The sequence below is a fragment of the Bradyrhizobium sp. SZCCHNR2028 genome (assembly GCF_032380995.1).
Lineage (GTDB): Bacteria > Pseudomonadota > Alphaproteobacteria > Rhizobiales > Xanthobacteraceae > Bradyrhizobium.
Window position 1 is genome coordinate 1 of sequence record NZ_JAUHJF010000024.1, and the last position, 19,581, is coordinate 19,581.

Below are 19,581 nucleotides of genomic sequence, written 5' to 3' on the forward strand. Positions count from 1 at the left end.
CTTCGCTAATCCTTCGCCGCCATCAGGCTGGATAGAGGACTTCCACCTCCAAGCTGTCGTTCATACTCGGCACACCAACCCATGGCCCGCCTGCAGAAAGATAAGCAGGCGGCAGTCACCACAGGTCCAGCCGGTCATCCGGCATTCCCTGCGCGATGGGCTTACGTCTTATACGTGATCTCCCTGGTGCGCCGGGCTTTCTGGCCACCATGTCGCGACAATGCGCTTCTCGCGCATTGCGCTGGATACTAGCATCGGAGTATCGGAACCACGCGCCTTCACCGTCCGCAGGCTAACGTTCGTCCGTGCCAACAGCACTGCGCCGCCCGCGTCCACCGCATCCCGCTGCCAACGTCCGTGACGACCGCGAACCGTCCCCTACCGTGCAACGGGATGCGCGAACCATAATGCTGATTTGGGCAAGCCGCAAAGCGATTTATGTTTTTCAGAACGACTTGACAGGAGTTGGCCCGACCGAGCTGATTTGGCCGACGGGTCGGAAGCGCGCTTCCCTGCGCTCCGGCAAACCGGAAGGAACCAGGTCGATTGCCGATAAAGTTCAAGCCCTGCCCCAGTCAGCCATTCACTTCCGGGACAATGATACGATGCCGCACCACGCAGGTCGCAGTGCGAGCCGCTCTGGTGGTCGCCACGTAGCGCTCAACCGGCTTACGACGCCATCGTCTGGATGAGCGCCGTGTCGGCGAACTCTATTAGTTCGACGATCTTCCCATCCTGAATTCTGAAGAGGTCGAGTATCTCGGTTTCCCGCGTCATATTCGTCGGACAGCTTCGCACGGTGAGGCGGGAACGCACGGCCACGCGATCGTTGTCCACCAGTTCGGTCAGGATATTTCGCTGCGCGAACTCGAACGTATCGATGAGCTTGGCCAAGCCCTCCTTGACTTGGGGGTGACCACACATGCACCCCAACATTTTGGTGGCGTTCCGGTCGCCAGCCAGTGTGAACACCACGTCCGGATGACACTCTGCCATCAGGTCGTCCAACGCCCCCGTGTCGCGCGCCTTGTATGCGCGCCTGACCTGCTCGAGGAGTACTTCGCGATTTTCCATCGGCACCTCCCAAAGTTCAGCACGAAGACCTTAGCTGCTCATTGATCTACTTGCAATTGAGTCAATCGAAAACTTCGCCTTCAACTGTGCTCACTTACCTCGGAGAGATGGAGCGAGCATGGGCCAGCTAGCCGAAGGCGTAGCCCGCCGCGCTTCCTCTGATTGAAGCCGCTGCCGTTCTTGACTTCCGCCATCGATCCAGCCAGTTCTATCTGCTCAGGTGCCGGCTCGACCGTGGTCACGCAGTTCGGCTCCTCATTCGCGATGCCTCTGCATAGTTCGTTGTTTTTCACCAAATCCATTCGGAGCAAGAATATGAAATCTGTCGTTGCGACGTTGTTTGCCGCGGCCCTGATGCTGTCGTCCGCGCCGGCGTCGGCCGTCGTTCTCGATCTCTCCACCATGAGCTGCAAGCAGTTCGTCGAAAGCGGCGACGACGGTATCAAGATGGTGCTGATCTGGCTCGACGGCTGGTACAAGGGCGACCAGGACGAGGCGATCTTCGACACCGAGGTGTTCCTCGAGAACGCCAAGAAGTTCGGCAAGTACTGCGCCGAGCATCCGACGGTCAGCATCGTCACCGCGGCGGAGAAGATCCTCGGCAAATAGGCAAATAGGATGGCTGCGGATCGTCAGCGCGCAGGCGAATGAACACGCTTTCCGCACGCACGCCACCGCAGGTGACTTTGCGGCTGCTCGGCCCCTCTCTTCGTCTAGACCCCGAGCCACTCCAGCCCGCCCGGCAGTTCGTCCGCGGCAAAATCGATCTGCAGCACCCGGCGATGGCCGGGCTGGGTTGAGGGCTCCGAAGCGTGCAGGATCGGCGTCGCGTAGAGCCAGATGTCACCGACGTCGGCGCAGCACGTCGCCGTGCCACAGCGCGCGACCGTCGCGGCCACATCGCCTTCCGAAATGCGACCGAGGCGGTGCGAGCCTGGAGCGATCAGCAGCGGCGCGTTGCCGTCCGGCACGACGTCGAGATGGACGCGCAGGGTGACCATGCGCGCGAGCACCTCATAGGGCGGCGCGACGTGTTGTAGGCCCCCCTTGATGGTCCAGGGCCCGAACCCGGTGACATCGATGCGCTCGCGGACGACGATGGTGCGGTCCTGATGCCAGGGCACGGCCCAGTTCGACGCGGCCGTCTTGTCGAAATAGACCGCCCGCACCGGGCGAGTGGCGTCACCGAGAACCGCGGCAGCGGCGGCGCCGACCGGTCCGGCATTGGCGAGGAACGGCCTGAGCGCCGCGACGCCGTGCAGCCGGCTGCCCGCCTGCTCCGGTGCGTGGCCGGACAGCGCCTCGAAGAGAGCGCGCAGGGCGGACGCATCGAGCGCGGCCGCGATGTGCAGCGCACCCGTTTCCGCGACGAGTGAGGCTTGCTGGGGAGAGAGTGCGACGGTCATGCGTGAGGGAGACTAGAGCGCGGCGCCGGCGCTTGGCAATCACTCTCCCCGCTCTTCGCCATCAGTCCGAACTTGCGCCGGGAGAGCAAGAGAGGCGCGAAGGTGATCCGCAACGTCTCGGTGTGCCACCCTGCGACAGAAGACTATACCGCGGACGGCGCGGCTGGCCGCAAGTTTCGATGACCCCGCATGAAGACCGCAGCATCCGGACACACTCAGACGCAACTCATTGCGCCAGCTTGGCGCGGAGGCTGCGTTGAAGAAGCGTGCCGCGCCCCGTGCGGCACCTGCCCTTTCTTCATGCGAGAGTCCCATGTCGATCAGCTCTGTCACAACGCCCCTCGCGGCGCCTTCGTCGCAAACCACCTCGGCCACATCATCCAGCTCGACGACGTCTGCGACGTCATCCTCGTCGGCCACGAGCTCGGCTGACAGCACGTCGGAAAGCTCCTCCGGCAGCGGCGGCTCGTCGTCGGGCAAGACCGTCGTCAGCGAGGTCTCGATCACGCTCGACGGCGTCACCACCACGACGATCACCTATTCCGACGGTTCGACCGAGGTGACCAAGACTGCCGCCAGCTCGGACGGCAGCAGCAAGGGCGCGCAGACCTACAACGCGCAAGGCGCGACCAACAGCGCCGCGAGCAACGGCGTCTCGGGCAGCGCGGGCACGGCGAGCACGACCGTGACGACCTGAGGCCTCGCAGGACGCGCGACACGCCTTCGCTCAGGGCTGATGATGCCGTCTCGACCAGAGGCGTAGGTTCCGAAGCCGGAACCGTTCGATCTCTCAACACTGTCAGGGCGGCACGGGGACAGGCCATTCCGCCCGGCGACGGTTGCAAGCGATGCTCAACCGTCACGTCCGGTGACACCGCGAAGCCACACTGCGCTGATGATGTCACGCGCGTGTCATTGTTAATTTGCGCCCTCGCTCCGAGTCACGCCTGTTAGCAGGCAGCTGCGACAATGGGGAGGATGTCGATGTTGCGGGGTGCGATCGGTGCGGGGATTCTGATCCTGGCGATGGGGTCCGAGGTACAGGCGGCCAACGAGGCCGGTCCTGAGACCCGGATGTCCTGCTCGGAGGTGCGCTACTACGTGGAGAAATACACGGCCGAGGTGGCCGAGATGTATGCGCGCAGCCGCGGCGCCACCGATGCGCAGATCAGCCGGGCGCGGCGCTGCCTGTCGACGAACCATTTCCGCAGGGCGGAGCGGGTGCACAGCTATACGGAGTAAGCGGGCGAAAGATTCGCAAGGGATGGCTCTCGTCCGGCCATGATCGCCTGTGGTTATGGATTCCGGGCTCCCGCGCGCTGCGTCGAACGGCTGCGCCGTTCGCGCGTGAATGCCAGGCAATGACGGCCGGGGCGAGAGCGGCGCTCGCAAGATGCAGAGCATATCGGCCGAAGGCGTGACGCTCGACCCATCCTTCAGGGCACACGCGGCGCCCTGAAAATGGTCGTCATACCCCGCGCAGGCGGGGTATCCAGTACGCCGCGGCGTCTCGACTGAAGTCGACCGTTTCGGAGTACTCGATCGCCCGCCTGCGCGGGCGATGACAGTTGTTGTGTCGCAATTTCTGCGCTGCGCTCCACGGTGGCGTCTGCGCGCCACGGCGGCCTGCATGGCGCAAGCGCCGCGCAGGTCCCGCTCCCCGCCTCACGCCTGCTCGATCGCGGCCGGCATCTTGGCGACCGACATCAAGGAGCGCGCGACCTGGTTGAGGAGCTGATCGGCATTCTCCTCCTCGGCCAGCGACTTCGACAGCAGCGCGACGACGGCGCAGTGGCGGAGCTGGGAGGCGAGATTGCGCGCGGTCGTGTAGCCCGACATCTCGTAGTGCTCGACGCGCTGCGCGGCGCCGATCAGCGCGAGATCGGCGGCGGCGTCCTCCTTGTCCTCGGCCTGGGTCATGATCTCCTGGCCCTCCTCGATGAGGCCCATCATGCCCTTGCAGGGCTTTGCCCGCGGCGTCTTGCCGAGCAGCTCGAAGCATTCGTTGATGCGCTCGATCTGCGCTTCGGTCTCGACCAGATGCTGCTCGAACAATTCGCGCAGCTGATCGAAGCGCGCGGCCTCGGCCATCTTCGGCAGCGCCTTGGTGAGCTGCTTCTCGGCATGGAGAATGTCGCGCAGCTCGTCCATCAGCAGATCGCTCAGGCCGGATTCGTCGGCCGGCGGCGAGCTTTCGGTGACGATCGACGACGCCGCGCCGGGCTCACCGGCTTGGATCGCCGGCGACTCCGTGAAGACCCAGTCGCCGCCTTCGTTCCAGGGGCCGCGGGTATCGATCTCGCCATGATCGCCGGAGCCCGTGGAATCGTTGAAGAACTGGTCGACCAGACCCGGCGTCGGCGCGAGGCGGCCGATGCTGAAGGCCGGCTTGCCCATGCTTTCGAGCGCCACCGCGAACGCCTTCATGTGGGTGATCTCGCGCGTCATCAGGAACTGCAGCGCGTCCTTGGTGCCGGCATCGTCGGTGAAGTTGATCAGCCGCTCGTAGACGATCTTGGCGCGCGCCTCGGCGGCGATGTTGCTGCGCAGGTCAACGTCGAGCTCGCCGGTGATCTTCAGATAATCGGCGGTCCAGGCATTGCCTTGCGAGTTGAACAGGTTCACACCGCCACCGTCGGCAATCGCGATCAAGGGATCGGCCTCGGCGGCCTCGCGATCGAACTTCGACGGCTTCAGATGCAGACGCGCCAGGGTGCCGACGACCTCGAGATGGCTGAGCTCCTCGGTGCCGATGTCCATCAACAGGTCCTTGCGGTCGGGATCCTCGCAGTTGAGGCCCTGGATCGAGTACTGCATGGCGGCGGCGAGCTCGCCATTGGCGCCGCCGAACTGCTCGAGCAGCATGTTGCCGAAGCGCGGATCTGGCTCGTCGACACGAACGGTGAACATCAGCTTCTTGACGTGGTGATACATCGGGGGACCTCGGAGCGTTGGAGGGGACGCAGTCATGTCCGAACGGCCCGACCACACGGTTGTTCCTTACCTCTCGCCCCGGAACCCGAGCGCCGGCTGCCTGCGCCGGTCGCTTCTTATGCACACTGTCGCACTATAGGCGGGCGCAGACGACACCCCGGCAACGGACCTGTGGGACCGGCGCGCGCAAGCATCTGCGCCGGCTACCGCCATACATCCTGTTGGCAGCTCGACGACTGCCTCTTGCTAAGCTTTTCCCTGCTCGCCTAAGCTGTTCAGCTGGAGAGTGACATGTTGATGCGAACACCGGCCAGGGAGAAGCCAGGTCTCGGCGAGCGAGTCCGCCGGGTCATCGCGCGACTCCGCGACCACGCATCGTCATTCACGTCATCATCGCACGCGAATGGGGCGACACTGCGGAAGCCGTCCTACGTTGTCGACGATGAGCCTGACGACAGCAATATGGACGTCGCGCTGGCGGCGCTGATCGATCAGATCGAACGTCCGGCGCGCACGCCGCCACCACGGTTTCCGAGTCTCGCGCGCGTCACGTCATCGCGTCAGGCGCCGCACATCCCGGTGTACGAGCGGCCACCCTATTTCGACGTCGCGCCGCGCCCCGTCGAGGTCGAGCCGCGGCGGGTGCCCTATGATGAGCCCGTCGAGCGCATCGTGCCCGAGGACGAACTGTCGGAACTGCGCAAGGATCTGATGAGCGCGATCTCGGCGCGGCTCGGATCGCCGGAGGACCATCTGGCGACGATCAGGACCCTGCTGAGGTCGGTGAAGTAATGTGGGGCCGCAGCAATATCGGCAAGACGGTCGAGGAGCTGACCGATCATCTGCGGCTGGTCGATCACGTGCGCGCGCTGCAGGACGGCCAGAAGGAGATCGCCGAGGCCATCAGGGCGGTCAACAACCGCCTGACCTCGATCGAGGCCGAGTTCAGGGTGCTCAAGGCGGAGACCCAGCGCGACGCGTTGCGCGAGGTGCAGCATGCCGTGCAGGGCGTCCAGGGCTCCGTGCATGACGAGCTGACCCGCATGGCGACGCGGCTGATCGTGCTCGAGCAGGCACTGCGGCGCGAGGCTGTCCGGCAGCAGGCATCGCCGGCCGCCGGCCTGCGCCCTCCGGCTGCCCCGCCCCGCCCGGACGGATCACGCTGAGGCGCGACAACTGGACCGCGGCAGACTCAGCGCAACTTTGCCGAGCGGCTTGCAATCTCGATGATGACGCTGCCACTCTTGGCGTAACCGTCCGGCACAAAGGCTTCACCCGGTGCGAGTTCGCGCATGTCCTCCGCGTCCTTCGGCTTCGGAAAGCCCTTGGCGCAGGCCGTGCTGATCGTCTCGCGATCGGCGTAGCTGACGGCGGCGACCACGCTGCCGGGGGTTGGCCCGGCCGCGAGCTTCGACAGGCCGAAATATTTGAGCCGCTCCGAACAGCTAACGATGTTGGTCAGGTAGGCTCCCGTCGTGTCCTCGGCCTGCAGCAGAAAATCGTAGGACATTTCGATGGACCCGCCGCTGGCACTGGCGAAGCCGACGCGCGCCACGCCGGTCTCGACCACCCCCTGCCCCATATGCCCGGTCAGGCAGACGAGCACGTCCTGCGCTTCGTCCCTGGCGGTGGAGATGACGCATTCATTCACCTGCATGCCCGGCTGGAAGCCGCGAAATTTGTAGGCGCCGCCGACCTGCTCGAACACGACCGCGCCGCCGAAATCGGTCGCGTGCGGCTCGCAGCCGCTGCCATAGCTCACGACCAGCAGCGGATTGCTGGAGGCCAGGAAACGTCCCTGCTGCCGCTCCGGCTTCAGGGTGACGTCACAGCGGCGCCCCTCGGAGTCGGGATAGGATCTGGCGCGCTTGCAGGTGGTGCCCGCGATCGCGCCGGACGCGCAGAACAGCGACAGCAGCGCGCGGTTTGTGGCGGCAGCCTCAGCGATCCCCGGGAAGGCGTGACAGAGCAGCAGCAGCGACAGCAGCACTGAAAAGACCTTGGTCATCGAATTGCCTTGCAAAAGATCGCCGTTCTGCGCGGGACGATAGCGGACGCCGATGCTGTTGCAAACCAGTCGTAAACCACGACGAGAATCATGGCGAGCGCTCGCCTGCGATCACGCCCGCATTCCCTCCGCGACCAATGACCGCTTCAGCCCTTGGCGCGACCAGCGGATGATGTAGGCTGCGGCGAGATGCAAGACTGGACAAATGATCGGCGGCAACGCAGCCGCCGGCGCACACGCATGAGGGGCCCATGACCGACCATCTGATCGTGACCGACGAGGGCGAGACGCGGACGATCAAGCTCAGGCGCCCGGAGAAGAAGAACGCGATCACCCAGGCCATGTATCTCGGCATGAGCGATGCGATCGACACCGCGCAGAACAATCCGCTGGTGCGATGCATCATCATCACCGGCGGCTCCGGCGTGTTCACGGCCGGCAACGATCTCGAGGACTTCCTGCATGCGGGGTCGGCCGGCAACGACGCCGCGCGCACCTCGGCGGCGACCAAGTTCCTGTATTCGCTGGCGCATAACGTCAAGCCGATCATCGCCGCGGTCGACGGCGTCGCGATCGGCATCGGCACGACGATGCTGTTTCACTGCGACTACGTGCTGGCCTCCACCACGGCGACGTTCTCGACGCCCTTCATCCATCTCGGCCTGGTGCCCGAGGGCGCCTCGAGCCTGTTGATGCCGCAGACCATGGGCTATCAGCGGGCGTTCGCGATGCTGGTGATGGGGCGCACCATGACGGCGACGGATGCTCAGATCGCCGGCTTCGTCAACACGGTGGTGGCGCCGGGCCACACCGAGGTCGAGGCGCACAAGGTGGCGCGCGACATCTGCCGGCTGCCGGCCGAGGCGGTGGCGATCGGGCGCAAGCTGATCCGCACCGCGCCGGACGAATTGACCCGGCGCATCGACCAGGAGGCCTATCTGTTCGCCGAGCGCATGACCTCCGAGGAGGCGGTCAGCGCGTTCAAGGCGTTCCTATCGCGCAAGAAGAAGAAATGAGCGAGGCCGCGGCGGGCGCGCATGGCGCAGTTTGATGTCATCGTGATCGGCTGCGGCGCGGTCGGCAGCGCCGCCGTGCTGCATCTCGCCAAGGCCGGGAGGCGCGTGCTGGGCATCGATCGCTTCCAGCCGCCGCACCGCTTCGGCTCGACCCATGGCGAGACCCGCATCACCCGTGCGGCGATCGGCGAAGGCGTCGACTACACGCCGCTGGCGCAGCGCTCGCACGCGATCTGGCGCGCGCTGGAGCGAGAAACCAGCACGCGGCTGTTCGAACAATGCGGCTGCCTGTTCATTCCGAGCCAGCACGGCGGCGAGGTCCACGGCGTCAGCAGCGCGCAGTTCTTCAGCAACATCGAAACCGCGGCGCGGCTGCACGGCGTCGACGGCGAGACGCTTTCCGCGGAGCGGTTGCGCGCGGATTATCCGGCCTTTGCCACCGCGCCCGGCGATCGCGCCTTTCTCGATCGAGAAGGCGGCTATCTCCTGGTCGAGGACTGCGTGCGCACCGAGCTCGCGGTCGCCGCGCGCCATGGCGCCGAGTTGCTGACCGGCCGGCGCGTGACAGCGTTTCGCCGTGCCGCGGGCGCCCTCACCGTGACCATGGACGACGACACGACGGCGTCGGCCGACAAATTGATCGTCACCACCGGACCATGGATCACCGAGATGATCGCGCCGCTGCGCCGCCGCGTCCACGTCACCCGGCAAGTGCTGTACTGGTTCGAGCTCCTGTCCAATCCGCAGCATTTTGGACCGGGCACGCCGGTGTTCATCTGGGACGTCACCGGCCGCGATCGCGCGGCCTCCGACATCTATGGCTTTCCCTGGCTGGGCTCGCAGGACAATGGCGTGAAGATCGCAAATGAAGTGATGACCGGCGAGACCGATCCCGACGACGTGGCGCGCGAGGTGACCGCGGACGAAATCGCCGCGACCTATGAGACCTATGTCCGCCCCTTCGTGCCGGATCTCGGCCCGCGCTGCCTGCGCAGCGAGGTCTGCCTCTATACCAACGCGCCGGGCGGCCGCTTCGTCATCGACCACGATCCGGGTGACGCCGACGTGATCTACGCCTCGGCCTGCTCGGGCCACGGCTTCAAGCATTCGCCGGCCGTCGGGGAGGCGCTCGCGGCGATGGCCGGGGGCGAGACGCCGCGCGTCGACCTCTCCGGCTTCACACTCGACCGGCTCGCCGCCGCCGATCCAGCATAGCGGACGCCGCAACTACTTTGCGGACTGCAGCGCAGCCGTCTGCTTGGCGAGGCCTTCGTTGAACTGCGTCTCGAGCTTGTCGAGATAGGCGTTGAATTCACCCGGCTTGACGAACGGGTTGGGCGCGCCGTCGGCAATCTTCGCTCGCTTTCCGGCCATGTCGTACATCTCCGGATGCGGCGCCAGCAGGATGTCGGGATGGACCGTCTTGGCCCAGGCATAGGTCTTCTTGTAGTCGTCGACGATGCCCGGATAGGTGGGACGGCCGACCAGCTGGTTCAGCGCCACCGTTGCGCTGCAGAAGAAGATCAGGCTGCGGGTGGCGTCGCCATCCTTCGCGTCGGTCGTCCAGCTGGTGCAGCCCGGCGAATGGCCCGGCGTCTCGTGCGCCGTCAAGGTGACGCCGCCGAGCGTGACGGTGTCACCCTCGCGCACGGCGCGGTCGACCTTGACCGGCGGGAAGCCGAGATAGCGCTCCTCCTCGCGGCCCGGATAGAAGCCGCCTTCCAGCAGCGGCACGTCCTTGGCGCCCGCCACCATCTGCGCCCCGGTCTCCTGCTTGATTTGCGCCAGCCCGCCGGTGTGGTCGATATGGGCGTGGGTGTTGAGGATGTATTTGATGTCGGCGACCTTGAAGCCGAGCTTGCCGATGCTGGCCTCGATCTGCGCGGTCGATTCCGGCATCACAGTATCGATCAGGATGTGGCCCTGCGGTGTGGTGATCAGGTAGGAGGCGAGCCCGTTGGTGCCGACGTAATAGACGTTGTCGATCACCTTGAACGGCTCGGTCGGCTTATTCCACGCCGCGACCATCTGCTTCATCAGGTCCGGCAGCGATTGCGCTGCAGCGGAGCCGGCCACGAGCGACAGTGTGGCGGCGAGCAGCATCATTCTTTTCATTCCGGCCTCCCGATGTATTGTTGTTATGAAATCATTTTATGTCATTGCGACCGCGGCGGGGCAATCGCGCTTCGTCCCGCGGCCCCTGCATCACACGTGACCCTGCCATGAGCCGTCTCTCCCGCTTCGCCCTCGCCTGCCTGCTGACCGGTGCCGCCGTTGCCAGCATCGCCGGCCCGCCGGCATCGGCCGAGGACGAGCCGGTGGCGTTGCGCATCCTCGCCATCAACGACTTCCACGGCAATCTGAAGCCGCCCTCCTCCGGCATCCGCGTCGCCGATCCCGCCGATCCAACCAAGACCACCGTCGTTCCTGCCGGCGGCGCCGAGCACATGGCGAGCCTCGTCAAGCTGCTCGCCGACGGCCAGCCCAACACGATCTTCGTCGCCGCCGGCGACCTGATCGGCGCGAGCCCGTTCCTGTCGGCGATGTTCCACGACGAGCCGACCATCGAATCGATGTCTCAGATGGGACTCGCGCTGTCGGCGGTCGGCAACCACGAGTTCGACGAGGGCAAGGCCGAGCTGTTGCGGATGCAGAACGGCGGCTGCCATCCGACCGATGGCTGCGGCGGGCCGCAGCCGTTCACCGGCGCCAAATTCCATTATCTCGCGGCGTCGACATTCCTCGCCGGCACCGACAAGACGGTGTTTCCGCCCTATGAGATCCGCACCTTCGAGGACATCCCGGTCGCCTTCATCGGGCTGACGTTGAAAGGGACCGCCGGCATCATCTCGCCGGCGAGCGCGGCCGGCCTCGACTTCCGCAACGAGGCCGAGAGCGTCAACGCGCTGATCCCGGAATTGAAGGCCAAGAGCGTGCAGGCGATCGTCGTGCTGATCCACGAGGGCGGCTGGCCCTCGGGCGGCATGAACGAATGCCCCGGACTGTCCGGACCGATCGTCGACATCGTCAAGGAGCTCGACAGCGCCGTCGACATCGTCATCTCCGGCCATACCCATCAGGCCTATGTCTGCACCGTCGACAAGCGGCTCGTCACCTCGGGCGACAAGTTCGGCACGTTGGTGACGGCGATCGACGTCAAGCTCGACCGCACCACGCGCGACGTGATCAGCGCCACCGCGACGAACATCGTCGTCGACACCACCCTGCCGAAGGATCCGGCGCAGACCGCGCTGATCGACGCCTATGAGAAGCTCGCGGCGCCTTACGCCAACCGCCCCGCCGGCGTGCTCGCCGCGACACTGTCGCGGCTGCCGAACGCCTCCGGCGAGAGCGTGCTCGGCGATGTCATCGCCGATGCCCAACTCGCAGCGACAGCCGCGGCGGACAAGGGAAGCGCGGTCATCGCGATGACCAATCCCGGCGGCATCCGGACCGATCTCGTTCGCCGCGACGGCGGCGCGGTGACCTATGCCGACGTGTTCGCGAGCCAGCCGTTTCGCAACCAGCTGACGACCGTCACCCTGACCGGCGCCGAGATCAAGGCCGCGCTGGAGCAGCAATGGCTCGACCCGGCGCGGCCGCGCATCCTGCAGGTCTCCAGCGGCTTCTCCTATGCCTTCGATGCGAAACAATCCGCGGGCGCTCGGATCGACGCCGCCAGCATGATGCTGGACGGCAAGGCCATCGACCTCGCCGCGTCCTACCGGGTCACCATCAACAACTACCTTGCGCTCGGCGGCGACGGCTTCACCGCATTCAAGAGCGGCCGCGATCCGATCACGGGACCCTATGACGACGAGGCGCTGTTCGCCTATCTCAAGTCCAATGGCCCGCTGGCCCCGCCGCCGCGCGGCCGCATCATCAACAAGGCTTCGTGACGCCTGCCGCGCCCGCCGGAAAGCCGGTCATATCGCCCGCGGGGCTCTTTCCGAGGCTGCGTTCAGCGCATAGATTGGGCACTCCCGCAACGCGCGAGTGGCAGAGCCCTGATGTCGACGCTGTATCTCTCTCATGAAGCCTGCCTCGATCACGCCACGCCGTCCGGCCACCCAGAGCGCGCCGACCGCCTGCGGGCGGTCGAGGAGGCCCTGACCGAGGAGCGCTTCGCCCTGCTCGACCGCGACGAGGCCCCGGAGGCCGATATCGAGCTGGCCCTGCTCTGCCACAACGAGCACTACGTCACCGAGCTGCGCCAGATGGCGCCGACCTCGGGCATCATCTATCTCGACGGCGACACCTCGATGTCGCCGGGCACCTGGGAAGCCGTGATGCGCGGCGTCGGCGGCGCCGTCGCGGCGACCGAATCCGTGATGTCCGGCCGCCACCGCAACGCCTTCGTGGCGGTGCGTCCGCCCGGGCACCATGCCGAGATCGCGAAGCCGATGGGCTTCTGCTTCTTCGACAATGTCGCGATCGCCGCCCGCTATGCCCAGCGCACCTTCGGCATCGAGCGCGCCGCCATCGTCGACTTCGACGTCCACCACGGCAACGGCACCCAGGACATCTTCTGGGCCGACAAGAGCGTGATGTACTGCTCGACCCACCAGATGCCGCTGTTCCCGGGCACCGGCGCCCGCGGCGAGCGCGGCGAGCACGACACCATCGTCAACGCGCCGCTGGCCTCCGAGGACGGCAGCCTCGAGTTCCGCTCCGCCTTCGAAAACCTGATCCTGCCGCAGCTCACCAAGTTCAGCCCCGAGCTCGTGATGATCTCGGCCGGCTTCGACGCCCATTACCGCGACCCGTTGGCGTCGCTGAACCTGCGGGCGGAGGATTTCGGCTGGGTCACCCGCAAGCTGATGGATCTCGCCGACAAATCCGCCGGCGGGCGGGTCGTTTCGGTTCTGGAAGGCGGCTATGACCTTCAGGGGCTTAAAGAATCCGTCTCAGCCCACGTCGCGGCCCTGACTGGGGCGTGATCCCCAGGTTCCAGCCGATCCCACCCCCGGCGGGGCCTGACATGGCCGCGACCGGGGTGTAAAAGCACGGCCCCGGAGTTGAGTGAGCTGCAGGGAACCCGCATGGCGGACAACACCGTAACCGACGTCAAGAAGCTGTCGTTCGAGCGCGCGATCGAGGAGCTGGAATCGATCGTGAAGCGGCTCGAGGACGGCAAGGTGCCGCTCGAGGAGTCGGTGGCGATCTATGAGCGCGGCGAAGCACTGAAGCGGCGCTGCGAGGAGCTGCTGCGCCAGGCGGAGGCTCGGGTCGAGAAGATCACGACCGACGCCAGCGGCCATGCGACGGGAACCGTGCCGCTCGACGTGCAATAGCGGCTTGCGGCCGAACGGCCCTCTCCGAGCAACAGTCCGGATTTATTTCGCTGCCGCCGGGCGCGAGTTGACGCGGGCAAAGCGCGCCTCTCAATCGTGCAATTCAGCCGCAGATCGGTGCAACTGCATCGAAGAGCTCGGCCGCGAGGTGGCCCTCGGCGAAGTCTCGGCCGCCGCGTTGGCCACTTGAGACCCAGAGGTGCGTCCTTCGTTTACCATGCGACACGATTTGAATCGGCAGTTCGCCCTTGATCCTGTGATCGTGCCGATCCAGGTCCGCGATCATCCGGCGCAATCATGACGACGTGCTTCGCTCGCAGCTCTTTCGCATCGACTTGACGGCCAACGAAAGGCCGCACGCCGACGACTTCTTCATGATCGTCTACGGACCAATCCCTTACGCGAACGCATGGCTCACGGCGCCGCGGCGTGCGCAATCACCGCATCGGCGGATTTTGCGCCGCGGGAAAAGGCCTGGACCGAGCCGGCTTCCCCGGTCTATTCCGGAGCGCCGGCTGCCGTCGATTTGAGCAGTTGAATGGAACCTCCGGCACGCCGCCGCGGTTGAGAGGTGGCGCAAGGGTACCGTTTGCGGGCTTGCCAACTCCCATCGGGTTGGCTTTAAGACGCACTTTGGTGTAAAGCTTCTCGCAACTGCGGGTTTTTGGAAGTGTTTATCCTCTCTGGAGAGAGGAAACTAAGCGCTTGCAGGAGCTAGCAAAACTGACTTGGCTGAACGACTTGGCGATCTTGGGCGACTAACGAGGACGGCAAGGCCACCAAGAGTGACTTACATCACATAGATCGATCCCAAACCCGGCTAGTCTCCGGACTGCGGCTTCGATCCGCGCGGATGTCACCTTCAAGACTTCAGGTTTCGCCGCCCGTTACGATGAACCTCTCAGATGTCGGCCCTTGAACCCGACCTGCAAAATTGGAATGTCACCGTGACCACATTTAGTAAGACGCCGCTTCTCGACACCATCAAGACTCCGGAAGATCTGCGCCGGCTGAAGGTCGAGCAGGTCCGGCAGGTCGCCGACGAATTGCGCCAGGAGACCATCGACGCGGTCTCGGTAACCGGCGGTCATTTCGGCGCGGGTCTCGGCGTGGTCGAGCTGACCACGGCCATCCATTACGTGTTCGACACGCCGCGCGACCGCCTGATCTGGGACGTCGGCCACCAGGCCTATCCGCACAAGATCCTGACCGGCCGCCGCGACCGTATCCGCACCTTGCGCACCGGCGGCGGCCTCTCCGGCTTCACCAAGCGCGCCGAGAGCGACTACGATCCGTTCGGCGCCGCGCACTCGTCGACCTCGATTTCCGCCGGCCTCGGCATGGCGGTTGCGCGCGACCTGTCGGGCGGCAAGAACAACGTGATCGCGGTGATCGGCGACGGCGCGATGTCCGCCGGCATGGCCTATGAGGCCATGAACAATGCCGGCGCGATGAACTCCCGCCTGATCGTGATCCTCAACGACAACGACATGTCGATCGCGCCGCCGGTCGGGGCGATGTCGGCCTATCTGTCCCGCCTGTACTCGGGCAAGACCTACCGCACCCTGCGCGACGCCGCCAAGCAGCTCGGCCAGCATCTGCCCAAGGTGATCGCCAACCGCGCCAGCCGCGTCGAGGAATATTCCCGCGGCTTCATGATGGACGGCGGCACGCTGTTCGAGGAGCTCGGCTTCTATTATGTCGGCCCGATCGACGGCCATAACCTCGACCACCTGCTTCCCGTGCTGAAGAACGTCCGCGACATGGAGACCGGCCCGATCCTGGTCCACGTCGTGACCCAGAAGGGCAAGGGCTACTCGCCCGCGGAAGCGGCGGCCGACAAATATCACGCGGTGGCCAAGTTCGACATCGCCACCGGCACCCAGGCCAAGGCCAAGCCGAACGCGCCGGCCTATCAGAACGTGTTCGGCCAGAGCCTGGTCAAGGAAGCCGAGAAGGACGACAAGATCGTCGGCATCACCGCCGCGATGCCCTCGGGCACCGGCATCGACATCTTCGCCAAGGCGTTCCCGAAGCGCACCTTCGACGTCGGCATCGCCGAGCAGCATGCCGTGACCTTCGCCGCCGGCCTCGCGGCCGAAGGCTACAAGCCGTTCTGCGCGATCTACTCGACCTTCCTGCAGCGCGGCTACGACCAGATCGTGCACGACGTCTGCATCCAGAGCCTGCCGGTCCGCTTCGCGATCGATCGCGCCGGCCTGGTCGGCGCCGACGGCGCGACCCATGCCGGCTCCTTCGACAACGCCTATCTCGGCTGCCTGCCGAACATGGTGATCATGGCGGCCTCCGACGAAGCCGAGCTGGTGCACATGGTGGCGACCCAGGTCGCGATCAACGACCGGCCGAGCTCGGTGCGCTATCCGCGCGGCGAAGGCCGCGGCGTCGAAATGCCCGAGGTTGGCGTTCCGCTGCCGATCGGCAAGGGCCGCATGATCCGCCAGGGCAAGCAGGTCGCCCTGCTCTCCTTCGGCACCCGGCTCGCCGAGTGCGAGAAGGCGGCCGACGAGCTCGCCGCACACGGCCTGTCCGCCTCGATCGCCGATGCGCGCTTCATGAAGCCGCTCGACGAAGAGCTGGTGCTGAAGCTCGCCCGCGAGCACGACATCCTGATCACGATCGAGGAAGGCTCTGTCGGTGGCTTCGGCTCGCACGTAATGCAGTATCTCTCCGATCAGGGCATGCTCGACGGCGGCCTGAAGATGCGCACCATGGTGCTGCCGGACGAGTTCCAGGACCACGACACGCCGGCGGCGATGTACGCCCGCGCCGGGCTGGACGCCAAGGGCATCGTCCGCAAGGTGTTCGAGGCGCTCGGCAAGGATTACACGACCGAGTCGGTCAAGCTCGCCTGAGGCGCGCTTGCGTCCCGCCGTGGTGGTGAGCCATGAAGATCTATCTGGCAGGTCCCGACGTGTTCCTGCCGGATGCCATTGAAATCGGCCAGCGGAAAGTCGCGATCTGCGATCGCCATGGCTTGATCGGCCGCTACCCCCTCGACAACAGCGTTGACCTCGCCTCCTCCGACGCCTCGCGCCAGATCTTCCATGGCAACGAGGCGATGATGGACGACGCCGATGCCATCATCGCCAATCTCACGCCATTCCGCGGGCCCGGCGCCGATGCCGGCACCGTCTACGAGCTCGGCTACATGGCGGGCCGCGGCAAGCTCTGCCTGGGCTATTGCAACGATCCCGCCGTCTATGCCGACTGCGCCCGCCGCTTCACGACGGTGACGGAGCAGGACGGCCGCCTGGTCGATGCCGAGGGCCTGACGGTCGAGGATTTCGGCCTGCCCGACAACCTGATGATGATCCACGCGCTCGACCTGTACGGTGCCCCGCTGGTCCTCCCGCGCGAGCGGTCGGGGGATGTGTGGCACGACCTGGCGGCGTTCGAGATCTGCGTGAAGCTGGCGGCGGAGCGGCTCCTCGGCAAGACGCCGTAGGGTGGGCAAAGCGGCGCCGTCAGGCGACGCGTGCCCACCGTGGATCCGCGCCCACAATCGAAATGGTGGGCACGGCGCGTCAATTGCGATACGAGCTTGCGGAGCGGCCGGTGCACGCGCCTTTGCCCACCCTACGAACTCACTATATGGGGCGCGATCTCGCCTCACACCACTGTCGTCCCGGCCTAGTGCGCAATTGCGCACGCGGCGCCGGGACCCGACCACAGGACGTCATGTTGGGCAGACTCGTAGTTGCCATCTCCCTACAAACTAAGTCCTGTGGTTATGGGTCCCGGGTCGGCGCATCAACGCGCGATGCGCGCTGATGCTTGCCCGGGACGACACTGAATTTGGTGTGCGTGCTCAACAATTCATGACGACTGATCAAACTCATGCCCCCTGCCCGCAAACGCGCTGATATCCTGCTCGTCGAACGCGGCCTGTTCGAGAGCCGCGCGCGGGCGCAGGCGGCGATCGAGGCTGGGCTCGTGTTCGCAAACGACAAGCAGGTCGGCAAAGCCTCGGAGAGCATCCCAGTTGATTCCGTGCTGCAGGCGGAGCCGGCGCATCCCTGGGTGTCGCGTGGCGGAGTCAAGCTTGCGGCAGCACTGGAGCATTGCGGCATCGAGGTCGAGGACCATGTCTGCCTCGACGTCGGCGCCTCCACCGGCGGCTTCACCGAGGTGCTGCTGGCCAATGGCGCGGCTGTCGTGTTCGCCGTCGATGTCGGCCGCGACCAATTGCATCCCTCGCTGCGCAATCATCCGAAGATCGTGTCGATGGAGCAGACCGACATCCGCAGCTATGACGGCAAGCGCCTGCCGCAGCGCCCCGACATCGTCGTGATCGACTGCAGCTTCATCTCGCTCAAGGCGGTGCTGCCGGTCGCATTGTCGCTCGCGGCCTCGCCGATGAGCCTGCTGGCGCTGATCAAGCCGCAATTCGAGGCGAAGGGCGCACACGGCAAGGGCGGCATCATCAAGGATGCAGCGGTGCACGCCGCCGTCTGCGACGACATCGCCACCTTCGCCGCCTCGCTCGGCTGCAGTGACATCGAGATCTTCCCATCATCGATCAAGGGCGGCGACGGCAACGCCGAGTTCTTCCTGGGAGCACGCCGTCATGGTTGAGCGTCTCGTCATCGACCACGTCGGCCATCGCGGCGACGGCGCCTCGCTGTCATCAGGCGAGGCGCTTTACGTGCCCTATACGCTCGCCGGCGAGACCGTCGAGGCGGCCGTCGTTCCCGGCCATCCCGATCGCCGCAAGCTGCTCGCGGTGGAAATTCCGAGCCCCGAGCGGATCGCGCCGTTCTGTCCGCATTTCGGCGTCTGCGGCGGGTGCGCCATCCAGCACTGGGCGCCCGAGCCCTATCAGCAGTGGAAGCGCAACATCGTCGTCGAGACGCTACGGGCGGCCAAGGTCGATTGCGACGTGGCCGATCTGATCGATGCCCACGGCGCCGGCCGGCGCCGGGCCACCTTCCACGCCCGGATGGGCACGCACGAGGTTCTCCGCGTCGGATTCTCGGCAGCCAACAGCCACGACATCGTACCGATCGACCGCTGTCCGATCCTCGACCCCGCGCTGGACGGTGCGCTGGAAGCCGCGTGGGCGCTGGCGGAGGCGCTGAAGCCGACCGGCAAGCCGCTCGACATCCAGGCGACCGCGACAAGCAACGGCCTCGACGTCGACATCCGCGGCTCCGGCCCGCTGCCGCCGCCGCGCATCGCGGCCCTGTCCCGCCTCGCCGAACAGCACCGGCTGGCGCGGCTGACCCGCCATGGCGAGTTGGTGCTGATGCGCAATGCGCCCGTGGTCGCGATGGGTACGGCACAGGTGACGCTGCCGCCCGGCTCGTTCCTGCAGGCCACCGTGCAAGGCGAGGAGACGCTGGCACAATTGGTGCTGGAGCGGATCGGCAAAGCCAAGCACGTCGCCGACCTGTTCTGCGGCGTCGGCCCGTTCGCGCTCCGGCTCGCTACGCGGGTGCGCGTCACCGCCATGGACAATGATGCCGGCTCGGTCGCGGCGCTGCAGAAGGCGGCCGGTACGCCCGGCCTGAAGCCGATCAAGGCCGAAACACGCGACCTGTTCCGCCGTCCCCTGATGCCGCCGGAATTGCGCGACATCGACGCTGTCGTATTCGACCCACCGCGCCAGGGCGCTCAGGCGCAGGCCAAGCAGCTCGCGGCCAGCAAGGTGCCGGTGATCGTCGCGGTGTCCTGCAACGTGACGACGTTCGCGCGCGATGTGCGCATGCTGATCGACGGCGGCTACAGGCTCGAGACCGTGGTGCCGGTCGACCAATTCCGCCACACGCCGCATGTGGAGCTGGTGGCACGGCTGGTGCGGTGAGCTGATCTCGATGCCTGCACGTCAT

The 19,581-nt window shown here is 65.9% G+C and carries 19 protein-coding genes; 14 read left to right on the top strand and 5 right to left on the bottom strand.

Annotated elements, in window-relative coordinates; genetic code table 11:
• Positions 1-669 precede the first annotated feature (669 nt).
• Entirely contained in the window at positions 670-1,074 is a 405-nt protein-coding gene (locus QX121_RS27290; RefSeq protein WP_315740864.1) for a nuclear transport factor 2 family protein, read from the bottom strand.
• A gap of 315 nt (positions 1,075-1,389) precedes the next feature.
• Here QX121_RS27290 and QX121_RS27295 point away from each other — a divergent pair, with 315 nt between their 5' ends.
• Positions 1,390-1,683: an HdeA/HdeB family chaperone gene (locus QX121_RS27295; RefSeq protein ID WP_315772939.1), complete on the top strand. Its 294-nt coding sequence runs from the start codon at positions 1,390-1,392 to the stop codon at positions 1,681-1,683.
• Between the two features lie 104 nt (positions 1,684-1,787).
• Here QX121_RS27295 and QX121_RS27300 read toward each other — a convergent pair whose 3' ends face one another.
• Positions 1,788-2,480 carry a phytanoyl-CoA dioxygenase family protein gene (locus tag QX121_RS27300; protein ID WP_315772937.1) on the bottom strand — a complete coding sequence of 231 codons (693 nt, stop codon included), beginning with the start codon at positions 2,478-2,480 and terminating at the stop codon, positions 1,788-1,790.
• Between the two features lie 313 nt (positions 2,481-2,793).
• On the opposite strand from QX121_RS27300, the gene QX121_RS27305 reads away from it, so the two are divergent.
• Both QX121_RS27305 and QX121_RS27310 read left to right on the top strand, forming a co-directional pair.
• On the top strand, positions 2,794-3,177 hold the full coding sequence (locus QX121_RS27305; RefSeq protein ID WP_315813517.1) for a hypothetical protein: 384 nt from the start codon (positions 2,794-2,796) through the stop codon (positions 3,175-3,177).
• A gap of 287 nt (positions 3,178-3,464) precedes the next feature.
• Entirely contained in the window at positions 3,465-3,722 is a 258-nt protein-coding gene (locus tag QX121_RS27310; RefSeq protein ID WP_315782529.1) for a hypothetical protein, read from the top strand.
• Positions 3,723-4,145: 423 nt separating this feature from the next.
• On the opposite strand, the gene QX121_RS27315 is transcribed toward QX121_RS27310, so the two are convergent.
• Complete coding sequence (locus QX121_RS27315) at positions 4,146-5,414, bottom strand: DUF892 family protein (RefSeq protein WP_315813518.1); 1,269 nt, start codon at positions 5,412-5,414, stop codon at positions 4,146-4,148.
• 462 nt (positions 5,415-5,876) lie between these two features.
• On the opposite strand from QX121_RS27315, the gene QX121_RS27320 reads away from it, so the two are divergent.
• Positions 5,877-6,206, top strand: a complete 330-nt coding sequence (locus QX121_RS27320) for a hypothetical protein (protein WP_315813519.1) — start codon at positions 5,877-5,879, stop codon at positions 6,204-6,206.
• Positions 6,206-6,580, top strand: coding sequence for a hypothetical protein (locus QX121_RS27325; RefSeq protein ID WP_315740870.1), 375 nt, complete (start codon positions 6,206-6,208; stop codon positions 6,578-6,580). The genes QX121_RS27320 and QX121_RS27325 overlap by 1 nt, the downstream gene beginning before the upstream one ends.
• Positions 6,581-6,606: 26 nt before the next feature.
• Here QX121_RS27325 and QX121_RS27330 read toward each other — a convergent pair whose 3' ends face one another.
• Positions 6,607-7,422, bottom strand: a complete 816-nt coding sequence (locus QX121_RS27330; RefSeq protein WP_315813520.1) for a hypothetical protein — start codon at positions 7,420-7,422, stop codon at positions 6,607-6,609.
• A gap of 251 nt (positions 7,423-7,673) precedes the next feature.
• On the opposite strand from QX121_RS27330, the gene QX121_RS27335 reads away from it, so the two are divergent.
• Both QX121_RS27335 and solA read left to right on the top strand, forming a co-directional pair.
• Positions 7,674-8,438 carry a crotonase/enoyl-CoA hydratase family protein gene (locus tag QX121_RS27335; protein ID WP_315758028.1) on the top strand — a complete coding sequence of 255 codons (765 nt, stop codon included), beginning with the start codon at positions 7,674-7,676 and terminating at the stop codon, positions 8,436-8,438.
• A 21-nt stretch (positions 8,439-8,459) separates the two neighbouring features.
• Positions 8,460-9,653: an N-methyl-L-tryptophan oxidase gene (gene solA / locus QX121_RS27340; protein WP_315813521.1), complete on the top strand. Its 1,194-nt coding sequence runs from the start codon at positions 8,460-8,462 to the stop codon at positions 9,651-9,653.
• A gap of 12 nt (positions 9,654-9,665) precedes the next feature.
• On the opposite strand, the gene bla is transcribed toward solA, so the two are convergent.
• A complete protein-coding gene (bla, locus tag QX121_RS27345) occupies positions 9,666-10,553 on the bottom strand; it encodes a subclass B3 metallo-beta-lactamase (protein WP_315813522.1) in 888 nt (295 codons plus the stop codon).
• A gap of 107 nt (positions 10,554-10,660) precedes the next feature.
• Between bla and QX121_RS27350 the strand changes: the two genes are divergently transcribed.
• The 7 genes from QX121_RS27350 (at position 10,661) to QX121_RS27380 (ending at position 19,556) form a co-directional block, all read left to right on the top strand.
• A complete protein-coding gene (locus QX121_RS27350) occupies positions 10,661-12,337 on the top strand; it encodes a bifunctional metallophosphatase/5'-nucleotidase (RefSeq protein ID WP_315813523.1) in 1,677 nt (558 codons plus the stop codon).
• Positions 12,338-12,448: 111 nt separating this feature from the next.
• Positions 12,449-13,378, top strand: coding sequence for a histone deacetylase family protein (locus QX121_RS27355; protein ID WP_315740876.1), 930 nt, complete (start codon positions 12,449-12,451; stop codon positions 13,376-13,378).
• A gap of 102 nt (positions 13,379-13,480) precedes the next feature.
• Positions 13,481-13,732, top strand: a complete 252-nt coding sequence (locus QX121_RS27360) for an exodeoxyribonuclease VII small subunit (protein WP_315740877.1) — start codon at positions 13,481-13,483, stop codon at positions 13,730-13,732.
• 947 nt (positions 13,733-14,679) lie between these two features.
• On the top strand, positions 14,680-16,605 hold the full coding sequence (gene dxs, locus QX121_RS27365; protein WP_315740878.1) for a 1-deoxy-D-xylulose-5-phosphate synthase: 1,926 nt from the start codon (positions 14,680-14,682) through the stop codon (positions 16,603-16,605).
• Positions 16,606-16,637: 32 nt separating this feature from the next.
• Entirely contained in the window at positions 16,638-17,198 is a 561-nt protein-coding gene (locus tag QX121_RS27370) for a nucleoside 2-deoxyribosyltransferase (RefSeq protein WP_315813524.1), read from the top strand.
• A gap of 392 nt (positions 17,199-17,590) precedes the next feature.
• The gene (locus QX121_RS27375; RefSeq protein WP_315796904.1) at positions 17,591-18,328 is read left to right on the top strand and encodes a TlyA family RNA methyltransferase; all 738 of its coding nucleotides are present in this window, start codon (positions 17,591-17,593) and stop codon (positions 18,326-18,328) included.
• Positions 18,321-19,556, top strand: coding sequence for a class I SAM-dependent RNA methyltransferase (locus tag QX121_RS27380; protein ID WP_315813525.1), 1,236 nt, complete (start codon positions 18,321-18,323; stop codon positions 19,554-19,556). The genes QX121_RS27375 and QX121_RS27380 overlap by 8 nt, the downstream gene beginning before the upstream one ends.
• The last annotated feature ends 25 nt before the right edge of the window (positions 19,557-19,581 follow it).